Raw genomic sequence first — 13,959 nt, forward strand, 5'->3', positions numbered from 1 at the left:
TCCGCCACCTTATTCCGAACCTTGCAGGATTTGATCAACCGTCGCGGCGGCACCCGCCTGGCCGGGCGAGGGCATGAGCGCGTAGAGCACCTCGCGGGGGATGGGCAACAGGGTCGCGGTGATCGGGAGCCGGGCCGCGAGGGCATTGGGGTCGAGGGGCAGCGCGTTGGCTTCGGGGAAGTAGCCCATGTCCTTGAGCAGATCGGTCGCGAGGTTGGCGTCTCCTTGTCGGACGGCGAGGACCCAGAGCGCGGCCAGCGAGGCGCGGTCGTCATCGGGCAGGCGCACCCGCAGCGCCGCGAGCGGCACCTGGAAAGGGGAACGCAGGGCCACCGCCACCAGCCGCGCGATGTGGGCGGGCGCGGGGTCGAGGGGGATGAGGTCCAGCCACCATTGGGCCGCCTGGGCGGCGGAGGTGCGCGGGTCGATCGTCGCCCAGCGGGCGAGCTCCAGTTCAAAACGACTCAGGGTTGCCGTGTCGCGATTGATCGCCTGCAGCGCGGCGAGACGGTCGCCCTGATCGAGCAGGAGCCGCCAGCGCAGGATGGCCTGGGTCGGATTGTTCGCCGGTGTGGTGATGATTTGGTTGCGGATGAACGCAGGCAGGGGCCGCTGGTGGTTTGCCGCCAGTTCCAGGAGGGCGCGTTCGCCGGAGGTGAGATCGTTTCGTTCGTCGGTCGGCGGCAGCACCTTGACGGCGAGTGGATCGGCCGCGAGGGCATGCGCCAGCGGCACGAGCCACGTTTCACGATCGTTGGTGGCGTGCTGGAATTCCCGCCAGGCGAGTTCGGCCAGGGAGCGGAAGCGGCGCGAGTGCAGCAATGCGTCATGGCGGGCCACGGTGATGGTGGTGTGATGATCGGGCGCGCGTTGTTCCGCCTGGTCAAAGATGTGATCGGCGGCGGCGAATTGGCCGGTGCGTTCGTAGATCTGTGCGAGCACCAAACCGTCGCGCCAGCAGGTGTCGCAGGAGACGAAGGCGGAGTGGAGCGCGACGATCGCGGCCGGGATGTTGCCCTCGGAGATGGCGTGTTGGAACTGGTTGCGAAAGTGTTCGGCGCGGGCTTCGCCGACCCGTTCGTGCCGCGGCGGCCACACGCAATCCAGCCAGGCGACCCTGTGCACGCCGCCGATGCGCAAGCTGCCAAACCACAAGGTGGCGCCGGTGACCCACAACAGCAGGGCGAGGGTCGCGTAGGTGAGGATGCAGCGACCCCAGTAGGGTCGCACGGTGGCGCGGTCGTGATGGCAACGCCAGCCGGCAGGCGTGTTGCGCAAGGCCGGGCAGACAAACTGAAAACGGGTGGGCCGATCGAGCAGGAAGGAGGCCTCGCAGCGGGTTTCGCCGGCGATGCCGGAATCGCTGGGTGCCTGACAGGGACAACGGCGACTGAGGCCGAGCCGGAACTTGGTTTTACGGGCGTTCCAAGCGATCAACCCCCACGCGATGCGGATGAGGTCGATGGCCCAACTATCGAGGTTTGCCCGCGAGAACGGAGCGGCGCTGGACCTCGACTTGGCCATCAACGGTTGGCGAGGTCGCGAGCGTGCTGGCGGCGTCGGCGCCACGCCAAGCCGCCGGCGACGAAGAGCATGGCCCCGAGTTGCGCGTAGGTGGCGGGTTCGGGCACGACCCCATCGGGCGTCATGACGGCGGAAAAGCCGGCGCTGTCGAACGTGGTCGCGCCATCGATGCCGTTGGACCCGAAAAGGTCCTGGTTGATCGTGTTGTTGTTGGTCGCGGTGAACGCGATCATGCGGATGGCCGAATTGGTATCGAAGCTGATCGACGGGTTGTAGTCCTCGATGGCTTCGGCGAGCAACAGGACGGGGATGGCAAAGGTGACGTAGGCGTCGGCGTCCGGTTGATTGACCTTGTTGGTGGCGAAGATGCTGAAGCCGGGCATGGAGCCGTCGATGGTGGCGGCGTCGTGGTAGCTGTAGGTCGTGCCCTCGGTCAGCGTCATGAGCGCCGTGATCTCGGCGGCGCTCAGGCTGAAAAGCGCGTCGCCGGACTCAAAGGTGGGGGTGAAGTTGTTGCCGATGGAGCTCGTGCTCGGGCTGATGTTGAGGTCGGTGCCCGGATCTTGGAAACCGAGCGTGGGCGGACCGCTTTGCGTGCCGTCGATGCCGAAGAACAAGTCCACGTCGTTGTCGGCGTCGGCATCGATGCCGAAGCGCAACTTGCCGTTGTTGTTGTAACCATTCGGATCGTAGGTGTTCATCCGCACGCGGATCACCATGTAGTCGAGCGATCCGGCGGAGGTGCCGGCGTCATAGGTGGCGAGGTTCATCATGAACCCGGGATTGTCCGTCGTGCCGCCGACAAAATCGTCAGCATACTGGCCGGTCTGCTGATCGGCGCGCAGGTCCTGCAGGTAGGTGCCGTCTGAGGCGAGGACGGCGTTGTAGCTGGTGTAGTCGCTCGAAATGATGCCATCAACCGTCAGCTGCGCGTGCACCGCCGGCAGGCCCGCACCGCATCCGAGCAGGAGGCAGCAGCGCAAAAGGGCATAGGGGATGTTCCTCGGGAGGCGCATGGATCGTCGACGAGGGAATCGTAGCCCGAAGCATGGTTGATTCGAGCCAAAATCTCGTAAATACGTATAAATCAGGACGATATGACATGAATGGCGGGGTTATGTCTGGCCTATCCTGAAGACAAACAGGCCTATTGATTTATCCGTTCGGACCCGGGGACGAGGTTGGGGAGGTTTTGTCTCGAAGCACGCGCGCCAATAAAAACGGACCATCATGATGATGGTCCGGGGAAGGAAGAGGGCGGATCGGTCGCGATCCGCGGTTGGCGGGTAGGTGATCTCAGTGCGAGGTCTCGACGGTGGCGCCGCGCGGTTGGCCGATGGCGCCGAGGAGATCGTTGAACCAAGTTGTGGCGGGATCGAAGGGCTTGCCGCCTTTGATGCGCGGGAACTCGATCGCGCGCAGCACGTTGTTCTGGTCCTCATCGTGACCGATCACTCCGCCCTCGTTGCGCAGGGCGCAGTCCACGGCGTGGTGCACGCAGTCGCGGATGAGATCGAGGTCGGCTTGGTTGGCCGGGGCGGCGCGGGCGAAGTAACCGCTCTTTTGCACGAGCACTTTTTCGGCGCCGAGCATGGCGGCGAACTGTTGGCCGAACCACTTGCCCGGATTGACGGCATCAAGCTTCACGTGACCGAAGGCGTCGCGCGGCACGGCTTCACCTTTGGCTTCCATTTCGGCGACGATGCTTTCGACTCCGGCCCCTTCGCTGATGAAGAGGTTCACGTTGTCGGTCTCGTCCATGACGGCGCGCAGGCGCTTGGCCTCGGCCTCGAGGTCGAGGGCCATTTCGGGAATGAAGACGCCGTGCACGTCGAGGTTGGCGCGGGCCAGACCGAGTCCGGGCACAAACTCCTCGGTAGCGAGCAGCTTGCGGTAGGCCTCGGCGGTGGCGGCGGTGAGCCAGCCACAGTTGCGGCCCATGACCTCATGGATGATGAGCATGCGCGGGTTGGCGTTGTGCTCGGCGACGACGTTGCGGAAGTAACGGGCGCCCTGTTCGGCCGCGGTCCAGGCGCCGAGGGATTGGCGAATGGGAAAGACGTCATTGTCGATGGTCTTGGGCAGGCCGATGACGGTGAGGGGATAGTCGTGCTTGGCGAGGTAGGCGGCGAGGTCGGCGGCGGCGGTGTTGGTGTCGTCACCGCCGATGGTGTGGAGGACATCGACGCCGTCCTTGATCAATTGATCGGCGGCGACCTTTTGCGGGTCCTGACCCTCGGCGACGAGGCCCCGTTTCACGCAGTCCTTCACGTTGGTGAGTTTGACGCGGCTGTTGCCGATGGGGCTGCCGCCGTGGCGGTGGAGGATGCCGGCGGCGGCTCGTTCGGCGGGACCGACCTGGTAGGAATCGCCGAGCAGCAGGCCTTTGTAGCCGCCGCGATAGGCGATGATTTCGATGTCGGGGGCGATCTCGGTATAGCGCTCGATCAGGCCGCCGACGGCGGAGCTGAGGCAGGGGGCGAGGCCACCGGCAGTGAGAAGGGCAACTTTCTTGGGTTTGGCGGGCGTGGACATGACGAAAGGGAGATCGCCATCTCAAGCCGCCGCGTTGCAGGCGTCAAACCGGCAACCACTCCGCGAGGCATTCCGCCAGGCGTTCGCGGGTGATGGGCTTGGTGAGCACGGCCGAAAAACCGGCTTCGAGAAAAGTGCGGTGCTCTTCGGGGGAGGCGCTGGCCGTGAGGGCGATGATCGGGAGCTCGGCGGTCGTGGGGTTGGCGCGGATGCGACGGGTGGCCTCGATGCCATCGAGCTCGGGCATGTGCACATCCATCAGGATGAGATCCCAGCTTTCGTTGAGCACGAGTGAAACGGCTTGGGCACCATTGCCGCAGGCGGTGTTCTGGATCTGCAGGAAGTGAAGCAGCCGTTGCACGACCGCGAGGTTGGTGCGGTCGTCCTCCGCGACCAAAACGCGCGGGAGCCGCGGGGGCGGGGAGTTGCCGGGCACCCGGACAGGTGCCGGCGCAAGCGGCGGTTCGGTGGGCAGGGGCAGGGTGAGGGTGAAGGCAAAGGTCGAGCCCTGACCCTCCACGCTTTCCACCTCGATGGTTCCGCCCATGCCCTTGACCAAGCGTTGGGAGATGGCGAGGCCGAGGCCAGAGCCGCCGTAGCGGCGGGTGGTCGAACTGTCGCCCTGACTGAATTTCTGGAAGAGCTTGGCCTTCACCTCGGGCGACATGCCAATGCCGGTATCGATGACGGCGAAGCGCAGGGTGGCGGAGCGGGCGTCGCAGGCGACGGTTTCCACCTCGAGGTCGATCGATCCGTTGGCGGTGAACTTCACGGCGTTGCCGAGAAGATTGAGCAGGACCTGGCGCAGCCGCAGGGGGTCGCCCACCACGTGGTCGGGCGCGGCATCGTCGATGGCGGCGCGGATGTGGTTCCGTTTCGCGGAGGCGGGCGCGGCGAGCAGGGCGCCCACTTCGCCGACGAGGTTGCGCAGGGCAAAGGGGGTCGTCTCAAAGGTGAGTTCACCAGCCTCGATGCGGGAGAGGTCGAGGATGTCGTTAAGGAGGTGCAGGAGCGAGTCGGCCGAACTCATGGCGATGTCGACCTGCTTTTGTTGGGGCTCCGGCAGATCGGAATGGCGCAGGATGTCGAGCATGCCGATGACGCCGTTCATCGGGGTGCGGATCTCGTGGCTCATGACGGCGAGGAACTCGCTCTTGGCGCGGTTGGCCGATTCGGCGCGGTCCTTGGCTTCGCTGAGCACCTCCACGAGTTCGGAGTTTTGGAAATTCAAGCGGTGGAGCTTGCGCAGGTCTTGTCGGTGCAGGCGCGCGGTGCTGTTGAGGAAGACGGCGAAGGTGAGGGTGCAGGCGGTCATGGTCCAACTGCCGATCTCAGGGCGCAGCGCGAAGTGCAGACTGACGGGCGTCAAGGTGGCGACGATGTAGGACAGCGAAGCAGCCTTGACCGAAGCGAGGGATCGCGCGGCGCCGGAGTTGAGGCCGGCGACGATGAGAATCGTCAGCACGAGCGGGAGCAGGTGCGTGTTGTTGATGAAGATCCACGAACCCACCCCCCAGAGCAGGCCGGCCGGCAGCAGCAGGAGGACGAAGGCGCGCCGCCAGCGCGGGAGTTCATCATCGGTGGGGGCGGCGGCATTGAAGCGACGCAGTTGCCACCAGCGCGCCAACACGACGCCGCCGCTGGCCGCGAGCCACGCCAAGGCCAGTGTCTGGTTCACATAAATCCACGAACCGGCGACGAGCAGCGCCGCCAGCACGAAGTTGGAAATCAAACCGGTGCGGACGGAGCGAAACAGCAGGCGGGACATCTCCGCCTCGATCCGGGCCTCGATGCGCGGCGAAACCTCCGGCGGGGGCGAAGCTGGCGTGGCGGAGCTCATGACGAAGGCACCGACCACAGTCGGCTCCCGTGTGGATGCAAGTGGATTTCAATGAGTCTTAACCCAGGGTTTCGGCTGCTGGCATCCATCTTGCTCAAATGGGGCTATGCATGTTTCTCATATTGATAACACCGGCGGCAGCGTGCTGACGCGCCCGGTTTGGGGTAGGGACGAGGGGGTCGCGCATGCGCATTGAATCCCCGCGGGAGTTTGAGCGTTTGGGGGCCGTGCGCATTTATGGCCTGCAAAAAGTTTATGAGCTCGATGCCGGTCCGGAGCATGCCTCGCCGGGCAATGATGATGACTCGGTGGTGCGCCGGGTGCCGTCGGAAGCGTTGCACGAGATCGAGAGCCAGATGGCCATCGTGGTGCCGGTGCGCAATGAGCGGTTGAAGCTCATCGAAGGCGTCTTGGTCGGCATTCCGCACGACTGCCTGGTGATCGTGGTGTCCAACAGCCCGCGCGCGCCGGTGGACAAATTTTTCCTCGAGCAGGAGGCGATCAACAATTTCTGCCGCTTTACCCGCAAGCAGGTGTTGGTGGTGCATCAAAAGGATCCGGCCATCGCCGCGGCCTTTGCCGCCGCCGGCTACACCGAGATCCTCGACGACAAGGAGCTCGTGCGTAACGGCAAGGCCGAGGGCATGATCATGGGTTCCCTGCTGGCGAAGCTGATGGGCCGCAAATACGTCGGCTTCGTCGACAGCGACAACTACTTCCCCGGCGCGGTGAACGAGTATGTGAAGGAATACGCCGCCGGGTTCTGTCTCAACCCGAGTGACCACGCCATGGTGCGCATCTCCTGGCACTCGAAGCCCAAGGTGGTGGAGAACTCGCTCTACTTCGCGAAGTGGGGGCGCAGCTCGCGGCATTCGAACCTCTTCCTCAATCGTCTCGTCGGCCACCACACCGGCTTCGAGACCGAGATTGTGAAGACCGGCAACGCCGGCGAACACGCGCTCACCACCGAGCTCGCGATGGGCATCGACTATGCGACCGGTTATGCCGTCGAGACCTTCCACTACGTGCACCTGCTGGAGAGATACGGTGGCATCCTGGCCGAGGGCGAAGGCGTCGGGCAGGACATGCACCGCATGGTCAAGATCAGTCAGATCGAGTCGCGCAACCCGCACCTGCATGAGGTGAAGGGAGACGAGCACGTCGAGGACATGATCGCGGCCTCGCTGAGCACGATCTATCACTCGAAACTTTGCCCGGAATCCCTGCGCGAGGAAATCGAACGCGACCTGCAGCGCCGCAACTATCTGAAGGAGGGCGAGCAGCTCGCGCCGATGCGCGTCTACAAGAGCCTCGATCGGATGGATTTTGATGTGTTCTTCGACACCGCGCAGGAAGCCATTTCGAGCGGCGGTAGCACGGGCACCACCGTGCCGATGTCGTCGGGTGCTCCCGGTGCGAGCTGAACTGAACCCACGCGATCTGCCCCACATGTCTCTGAGTTCATTGTTGGACCCGCACCGGCCCTGGTTGGTGTTCACCGACCTCGACGGCACGCTGCTCGAGTGGTCGAGCTTCTCGCCGCAAGCGGCGCGGCCGGGCTTGCTCCGGCTGCGCGAGATGGGCGTGCCCGTCATCTTCTGCTCCTCCAAGACCGCGAGTGAACAACGTGCCTTGCGGCAGGAACTGGGCATTCGCTCCATCCCCGCCATCGTCGAAAACGGCGCTGCCATCATCACGCCCGATTCCACCGGACTGCCCACCGGGGGCTGGCCGCCCGCTCCGGGTGAACCCGGGCGCAGCGCGCTCGCGCTCGGATTGGTCGCCGAGGACATTCATGCGCGACTCGATCGGGTGCGCGAACGCACCGGCCAAGCCTTGCGCGGTTATCGCAACATCACCGACGAAGATCTCGCGGCCCTCACCGGCTTGAGTCTGGAAGCGGCCGGGCGCGCGCGGCGCCGCCACTACAGCGAGACCTTGATCGAGGACCTGCCCGCGGAAACGTGGTCGACCTTGGAGGCCGAGTTTGCGGCCGAAGGCTTGGAGTGTCGCCACGGCGGACGCTTCCACACGGTCACCGGTGCCGGGACCGACAAGGGCCAGGCGGTGCGTCGCGTGGTCGACCTTTACGAGCGCGCCTACGGCCGGCCGGTGCAGTCGGTTGGTCTCGGCGACAGCGCCAACGACGTGCCCTTGCTCGAGGCGGTTGACCTGCCGTTTCTCGTGGCGCGGGAGGATGGCACCTGGGCTGATCTCGATCTGCCTGGGCTGCGGCGGTCAGACGGCCGCGGACCCTTTGGTTGGATGGAGGTCATCACCGGCCTGTTGGGTGACGACCTGCGCAACGCCGGGGCGGCCTGATCCCGCGCACCGCGGGATTGCCATGTGATCGATCGGCACCATCTTTCGCCATCATGGAGTCGCACGCTTTACTCAAGGAACTGCTCAAAAAAACCAGTGCCAAGCAGGTGTGCTCCGACATGGGCCTTTCGCTTTCGCTCATCTACAAATGGGCCGAGCCGCCGTCAGCCAGCGCGGGCAGTGGCGCGGTGAATCCGCTGGATCGCGTGGAGCAGTTGCTCAAGACGACGGGCGACGTGCGCATCGCGCAATGGGTGGCCGAGCGCGCCGGTGGTTTTTTCATTCACAACCCGAAGGCGACGAGCTCCAGCGCTGCGCTCATTCCCTCGACCAACGCCATCGTGCAGCAGTTTGCGGACATGTTGGGCGTGATCGCCGCCTCGGCGGCAGACCAGCAGATCACCGACCTGGAGGCGGCCCGGATTCGCGCACAGTGGGAAAATCTCAAGAGCGTGACCGAAGGTTTTGTGCGGGCGGCCGAAGAGGGGAATTTTCGCGGCATCCGTGAGGAGTTGACGCAGGAGAAGTCGGCGTAGGGTTTGTTTGGGAAAGACGAGGGGCCCGCGTGAGTGGGAAGAGGGCCTCGCGCGGCGTTGGCACCGGACCACTGTGCCCCCGGGCACAGTCAGCCTGATTCCGCCTGCCTGCCTCCGGCTGCGTTCCCAGCGATGCCCCCTCGGCTTTCCCAGACACACGCTAAGGCGAGATGGGGGACCGGGGTCACCCGCCGACGCCCAAGCTATGGCGGGCAGGGACGACCCCGGCTACAGCAGCGGCTCGGTGCGACGCCCACGCGCTCACGCTCGCGGCCACATCTCGGAACGGTTCACCGCGGGTCGACCGGCGCGGCGTGTTGCAACGCCTTCTGCAGGTGCGTGGCGAGGCCGTGGAAGGAGAAGGGTTTTTCGAGGAACCATTTCACGCCGAGGGCACGGGCCGTATCGACGTCGCGCGCGTTCATGAAGCCGGTGGCGATGACGAGCGGCAGGCCGGGGCGCAGCTCGAACACACGGCGGGCGATGTCGACGCCGGTCGCGCCGCCCATGGTGAGATCGGTCACGACGATGTCGAAGTCCTGCGGTGTGCGGGTGAAGCGCTCGAGCGCTTCGCCGGAGATGGTGAAGGATTCCACCTCGTAGCCGAGGCGCTTGATCATGCGGCTGCCGATGTTGACGACCGATTCCTCGTCGTCGACCAGCAGCACGCGCTGACCGGAGCCCTTGGGCAGATCGTGCGGGGTGGCGACGACGTCGAGGCTCGCGGGATCGACCGTGGGGAAATAAATGCGGAAGCAGGTGCCGGCGCCCGGTTCGCTTTCGCAAATGATGGCGCCATCATGGTCCTGCACGATGCCGTGCACCACCGCGAGACCGAGGCCGGTGCCCTCGTTGGACGGCTTGGTGGTGAAGAAGGGTTCAAAGATGCGCTCGCGGGTGGCGGCGTCCATGCCCACGCCTGTATCCGAAATGCTGAGACAGAGGGTCTGGCGGTTGGCGAGCTGCGGGTAGCTGTCGAAGAGCGCGGGCTCCGCCTGGCCCTGGGTGAGGCGCAGGGTGAGCACGCCGCCGTGCTGGTTCATGGCGTAGCCGGCGTTGGTGCCCAGGTTCATGATGACCTGGTGCAGCTGCGTGCCGTCGCAGAGCACGGGCGGTGCGCTCTCGTCGATCTCGACCTTGAAATCGATCGTGGCGGGCAGGGAGGCGCGGAGCAGGCGCAGCGCGTCGTGGATGATGGGCGCGATTTTGCCGAGGGCGCGCTGCTGTTCGCGGCGGCGGCTGAAGGTGAGGATCTGGCTCACCAGATCGCGGGCGCGTTCGCTGGCCTCGAGCGCGCCGACCAGTTCTTCGCGGATCGGTGAATCGTCGGGCATCTCCAACTGCACGAGTTGGAGGTAGCCGAAGATGGCGGTGAGGATGTTGTTGAAATCGTGGGCGATGCCGCCGGCGAGGGTGCCGATGGCCTCCATCTTCTGCGCCTGACGGAGTTGTTGCTCGAGCGCCTGGCGATCGGCGCTGGCTTTGATCGTCGCGGTGATGTCGCGCGAGATCACCACCGCGCGGCGCTCGCCGGCCGAGGTGTGGTAGACCTGCAGGGAGGATTCGAAGGTGAGCCAATGTTCCTTGCGGTGGCGGAACTGCAGGCGCACCTCGGCGCGGTGCTGGAGTTGGGTGAGCAGGGCGGCGACGTCGTCGAGCTCGTCGGGGTGAATGAACTCCTGCACCTGCCGACCCTCGAGTTCATCGGGAATGTAGCCGGTGACCGCGAGGTGGTTGGGGCTCACATAACAAAAGCGACCGGAGGCATCGACCTCGCAGATGAGGTCGTGGGAGTTCTCCACCAGCAGGCGGTAACGTTCCTCGCTTTCGCGCAGGGTGTGCTCGGCCGCTTTGCGCTGGGTGATGTCCTGCATCATCACGAGCAGGCGGTTACGGCCTTCGAGTTCAAAGCTGGAGAACGATGCCAATACGGTCTTGGTCGCGCGACCCGGAATCTTTACTTCGCGTTCGATGGTGTGGCCCACGCCACCGAACAGGGCGTCGGCGACCAGGCGGCGCCGTTGCGAGAAATCGGCCCAGGCGCCGAACTCCATGGTCTTGTGGCCGACGATGGCGTCCCGCTCGAGTTCGACGAGGCTGCACGCGGTGGGGTTCACGTCCACGATGGTGCCGTCTTCGATCTCCGTGATGATGGCGGCGATCGGACTGCTGTGGAAGAGGGTGGCGAAGCGGCGTTCGCTGGCGGCGACCTTGCGCAGGTCGGCCTCGTGTTGCTGGCGGTGGCGTTCGTAGCGCTTGGCGCGCACGATGGCGGCCGCGACTTCGTTGGGTTGGTCGTGACGAATGATCGCGGCGACACCGGCGTCGAGGGCGGTCTTGGTGTCGGCCACGGTCACGGTGGGGGCCAGCACCAGCACCGGCGGGCTGCCCCGGCAGGTGGCCCGCAGTTGGTCGATGGCGTCCGCCTCAAGTGCGATCAGGTCCCGGGCGACCACGACGGTGCTCCAGCTGCCGACGCGATCGCTTGCAGCGATCTCTTGGATGGAACCGATATGGTCGATTTCGGCGGGGCAGTCACCGCTCTGCAGTTCCTCCTGATAAGCCGCGGCCGGGAACTCGGCGGGGGCGATGAGGAGAATCCGAAGCGGAGCGGAAGAGGACATGTCGTGACGCGTTGGGGACCAGCGGTGAGCTGGCACTACCCAGCGTTTAGAGAGTCCTCCTTACGGCAACCGATTTTCACTAAGTAATAACCAGCAGCGAGGGGCTTTGGGCGCGGAAAACAGGCTTCAAAAACGCCATTGCGCACCGAGTCCGAGTGCGAGGTCCCACTTCTGGAAATCGGGCACCAATGGGTCGGTGCTCTCGCGGTGATCGAAGCCGGCGGTGAACCGCAGCTCGGCATGGCGACCGAGCGGGCGGGTCGCGGCGACGCGCGCGGAAAACTGTTGATCGGAGCGATCGCGTTCCTCGGCCGTGTAGTGGCTGATGAGGTAACGCAGGGTGGGGCGCAGGTGCCAGTGCGCGCCGAGGCTTTGGTCGATCATGACGGCGACGCTCTGTTCGACGCGGTTGTTCCAATCGTGGGGCAGCAGGCCGAAGGAGTCGGTGTCGGAAAAGCGCAGGGCGCCGTCCAAGCCGATCGCGAGGGTGCGTTTGGGACTGAGCGGCTTTTGCCAGAACAAGGCCCACTCGGTAGCGAGCTCTTCGTAGAAGGTGTGATCGGTGGCGTTGGAGCGCAGGGTGGAGGCGCGGGCGGTGAGCGCCGCGAACCACGGGCCGCGTTGCCAATCGACGCGGGCGTGCAGGCCGGCGAGGTCGAAGTTGTTCCGGTCGATTTCGACCAGGTTGATCTTTTGGTTTTCCCCGGCGAGGTAGCCGTAGCGGTAGGCCTGGCCGCGCGCGCCGAGTTGCCACCCGGTGGTGCCACTCCAGAGCGGTCGCCGGGTCGAGTCGCGGTTGAGGCCGACCTGCGCGACCGTGAGGGTGGAGGCGGAAACGTCGGTTTCGACGAGGGTCACGTTGGTCGTGCCGGTGATCTCAAGGTCGGCCCAGAGCGCCCAGGGGCGCGGTTTGGGTTGGGCGACGAGGAGGTATTGCGGACCTACGTCGTCCAACTCGCCGGCGAAGAGTTCCGGGACTTCGTTCGCGGCAGGCGCGGACGTCTGAGCGACGCAAAGGGTCGCGAGTGCGACCAGTCCACCGGCGAGCCGGGCAAGGTGAAGGAGCGCGCGTTGCATCAGTTGCCGGGGTTGGGGGTGGTGATGGTGATCCTGGGCGTGCCGAGGCCGGTGCCGCCGGCCGCGATCGGCACGTGGTCCTGCGCCGGCGCGCCGCCGTAGGTGACGTCGCGCACGAAGTTGACGAAGCCCGGTTGCACGGCGGCGCCGGTGTTGGGCGCGGGCGCGAGTTGGCCGGTCTCGCTCACCAGCCGCACGGTTGAGCCGGCGGGGAAGGCGACGTCGGTCAGCGCGATGGTGCGGGCGCCGAGGTTGATGGTGGCGAAGCCGTCAAAGTTGAGCGCCTGTGCGTCGATCAGGTTGACGGCGGTGGTTTGGAACACGGCGTCGGTCGGGGCCACCGCCCAGGTGAGGCGGGTGAGCGCGGCGGTGTCGCCGGCATCGGCCCAGAAGTCGCCCTCCAGCAGGAAGTGGGTGTCGCGCAGGTCGAGCTTGGCGGCGAGGTTGGTGAAGGTGGTGGAGCCGGTGAAGACGATCGCCTGCTTGCCCACGAGATTGAAGGCCGGGACCCCGGCGTCGGCGAAACTGAGCTCCGGCGAGGCGATCGTAACGGTGCGGCCGAGCAGACCGGTGAGCAGGGTGTCGGACTCGAGGTTGAGGAACTCGCTCTCGGTGGCCGGAATGAGGAACTCGGCGCGGAAGACGCGGTTGGCGGGCAGGGTGGCCGAGGCGAGCGTGACGTCGGAGTTGAGCGCGAGTTTCTGGTGCTGGTTGAAGTCGCCGACCAAGCTGTCGTCGGCATCCGGTCCGGCGGCTTCGATGCCGTTGACCTGCGTGTCACTGGTCGCGGCGTAAACGAGGAAGCCGGTCGCGAGGTAGCGGCCCTGGCCGACGGCGCGGCGCTGGTCGGCGATGGCGCGGTCGATTTTGGGTTGGGAGGCGAGCGGGCGTTTGAAGCCTTTGACCAGGTTTGAGTTCTTCACCTGGCGCTCGAGGTCGAAGTGGATGGTCGGGCCAGGCGTGCCGGTCCCGAGTCCGCCGGGACGCACAAACAGCATCTGGCCGGCGTTGAGTTCGCGGCGGGCACCGGTGGTGAAGTCGACCCGGGCGCGACCTTCGAGCACGAGGAGTTTGAAACCGCCGTCGGCGGTGGCGGCCGCGATGATGGTGGTGCCGAGCACGGAGGCGGAAGCGGAGGGTGACTTGATCGTGCCGCCGCCACGACCGGTCGGGGAGTGAAACAAGACGCTGCCGCGGTCGAGCTGCATGGAGCGCGTGGCGCGGTCGAAGGCGAACAGCGTGTTCGCCCCGAGCCGGGTGATGGTGCCGTCGGGTGCCTGGAGTTCGGCACGGGAAGCGCGACCGGTGCGCAGGCGGTCGGGGGCGTGCAATTGGTCGTGCCGACGGGCGGGCGCGGTCGAACCGGCGGGCATGGTGATGAGCGTCACGTCGTTGACGGCTTCGATCACTTCGGACTGCTCGAGCGCCTGGGGAGCGCCCAGGGCGCCGAGAGCGCTGGCGACGGCGAAGAGGAGATAGACGATGGGGCGGGTGGTCATGG

The 13,959-nt window shown here is 65.7% G+C and carries 10 protein-coding genes; 3 read left to right on the forward strand and 7 right to left on the reverse strand.

All coding sequences use genetic code 11. From position 1 onward, the window contains the following. Positions 1 to 9: 9 nt before the first annotated feature. The 4 genes from AC0MRV_RS05105 to AC0MRV_RS05120 all read right to left on the reverse strand — a co-directional run bounded on the left by AC0MRV_RS05105 (position 10) and on the right by AC0MRV_RS05120 (position 5,899). Positions 10 to 1,524, reverse strand: a complete 1,515-nt coding sequence (locus tag AC0MRV_RS05105) for a hypothetical protein (protein ID WP_472763355.1) — start codon at positions 1,522 to 1,524, stop codon at positions 10 to 12. Next, positions 1,524 to 2,540, reverse strand: a complete 1,017-nt coding sequence (locus AC0MRV_RS05110) for a PEP-CTERM sorting domain-containing protein (protein WP_472763356.1) — start codon at positions 2,538 to 2,540, stop codon at positions 1,524 to 1,526. The genes AC0MRV_RS05105 and AC0MRV_RS05110 overlap by 1 nt, the downstream gene beginning before the upstream one ends. Positions 2,541 to 2,820: 280 nt before the next feature. Then, positions 2,821 to 4,059, reverse strand: coding sequence for a pyrophosphate--fructose-6-phosphate 1-phosphotransferase (locus AC0MRV_RS05115; RefSeq protein ID WP_472763357.1), 1,239 nt, complete (start codon positions 4,057 to 4,059; stop codon positions 2,821 to 2,823). Positions 4,060 to 4,102: 43 nt separating this feature from the next. Next, positions 4,103 to 5,899 carry an ATP-binding protein gene (locus AC0MRV_RS05120; protein ID WP_472763358.1) on the reverse strand — a complete coding sequence of 599 codons (1,797 nt, stop codon included), beginning with the start codon at positions 5,897 to 5,899 and terminating at the stop codon, positions 4,103 to 4,105. Between the two features lie 185 nt (positions 5,900 to 6,084). Here AC0MRV_RS05120 and mpgS point away from each other — a divergent pair, with 185 nt between their 5' ends. The 3 genes from mpgS to AC0MRV_RS05135 are packed head-to-tail and all read left to right on the forward strand — an operon-like array spanning position 6,085 to position 8,757. Next, entirely contained in the window at positions 6,085 to 7,323 is a 1,239-nt protein-coding gene (gene mpgS / locus AC0MRV_RS05125) for a mannosyl-3-phosphoglycerate synthase (protein WP_472763359.1), read from the forward strand. A 25-nt stretch (positions 7,324 to 7,348) separates the two neighbouring features. Further along, on the forward strand, positions 7,349 to 8,221 hold the full coding sequence (locus AC0MRV_RS05130; RefSeq protein WP_472763360.1) for an HAD-IIB family hydrolase: 873 nt from the start codon (positions 7,349 to 7,351) through the stop codon (positions 8,219 to 8,221). Between the two features lie 53 nt (positions 8,222 to 8,274). Next, the gene (locus AC0MRV_RS05135) at positions 8,275 to 8,757 is read left to right on the forward strand and encodes a hypothetical protein (RefSeq protein ID WP_472763361.1); all 483 of its coding nucleotides are present in this window, start codon (positions 8,275 to 8,277) and stop codon (positions 8,755 to 8,757) included. 290 nt (positions 8,758 to 9,047) lie between these two features. On the opposite strand, the gene AC0MRV_RS05140 is transcribed toward AC0MRV_RS05135, so the two are convergent. The 3 genes from AC0MRV_RS05140 to AC0MRV_RS05150 all read right to left on the reverse strand — a co-directional run bounded on the left by AC0MRV_RS05140 (position 9,048) and on the right by AC0MRV_RS05150 (position 13,957). After that, positions 9,048 to 11,381 (reverse strand): hybrid sensor histidine kinase/response regulator, encoded by a 2,334-nt coding sequence (locus AC0MRV_RS05140; protein WP_472763362.1) that lies wholly within the window; start codon positions 11,379 to 11,381, stop codon positions 9,048 to 9,050. A gap of 126 nt (positions 11,382 to 11,507) precedes the next feature. Further along, positions 11,508 to 12,458 carry a hypothetical protein gene (locus AC0MRV_RS05145; RefSeq protein ID WP_472763363.1) on the reverse strand — a complete coding sequence of 317 codons (951 nt, stop codon included), beginning with the start codon at positions 12,456 to 12,458 and terminating at the stop codon, positions 11,508 to 11,510. After that, complete coding sequence (locus AC0MRV_RS05150; protein WP_472763364.1) at positions 12,458 to 13,957, reverse strand: FecR family protein; 1,500 nt, start codon at positions 13,955 to 13,957, stop codon at positions 12,458 to 12,460. Before AC0MRV_RS05150 ends, AC0MRV_RS05145 begins: the two co-directional genes overlap by 1 nt. Between the last annotated feature and the right edge of the window lie 2 nt (positions 13,958 to 13,959).

Origin of the sequence: Actomonas spartinae (assembly GCF_051209155.1) — a bacterium.
Taxonomy (GTDB): Bacteria; Verrucomicrobiota; Verrucomicrobiia; order Opitutales; family Opitutaceae; genus Actomonas.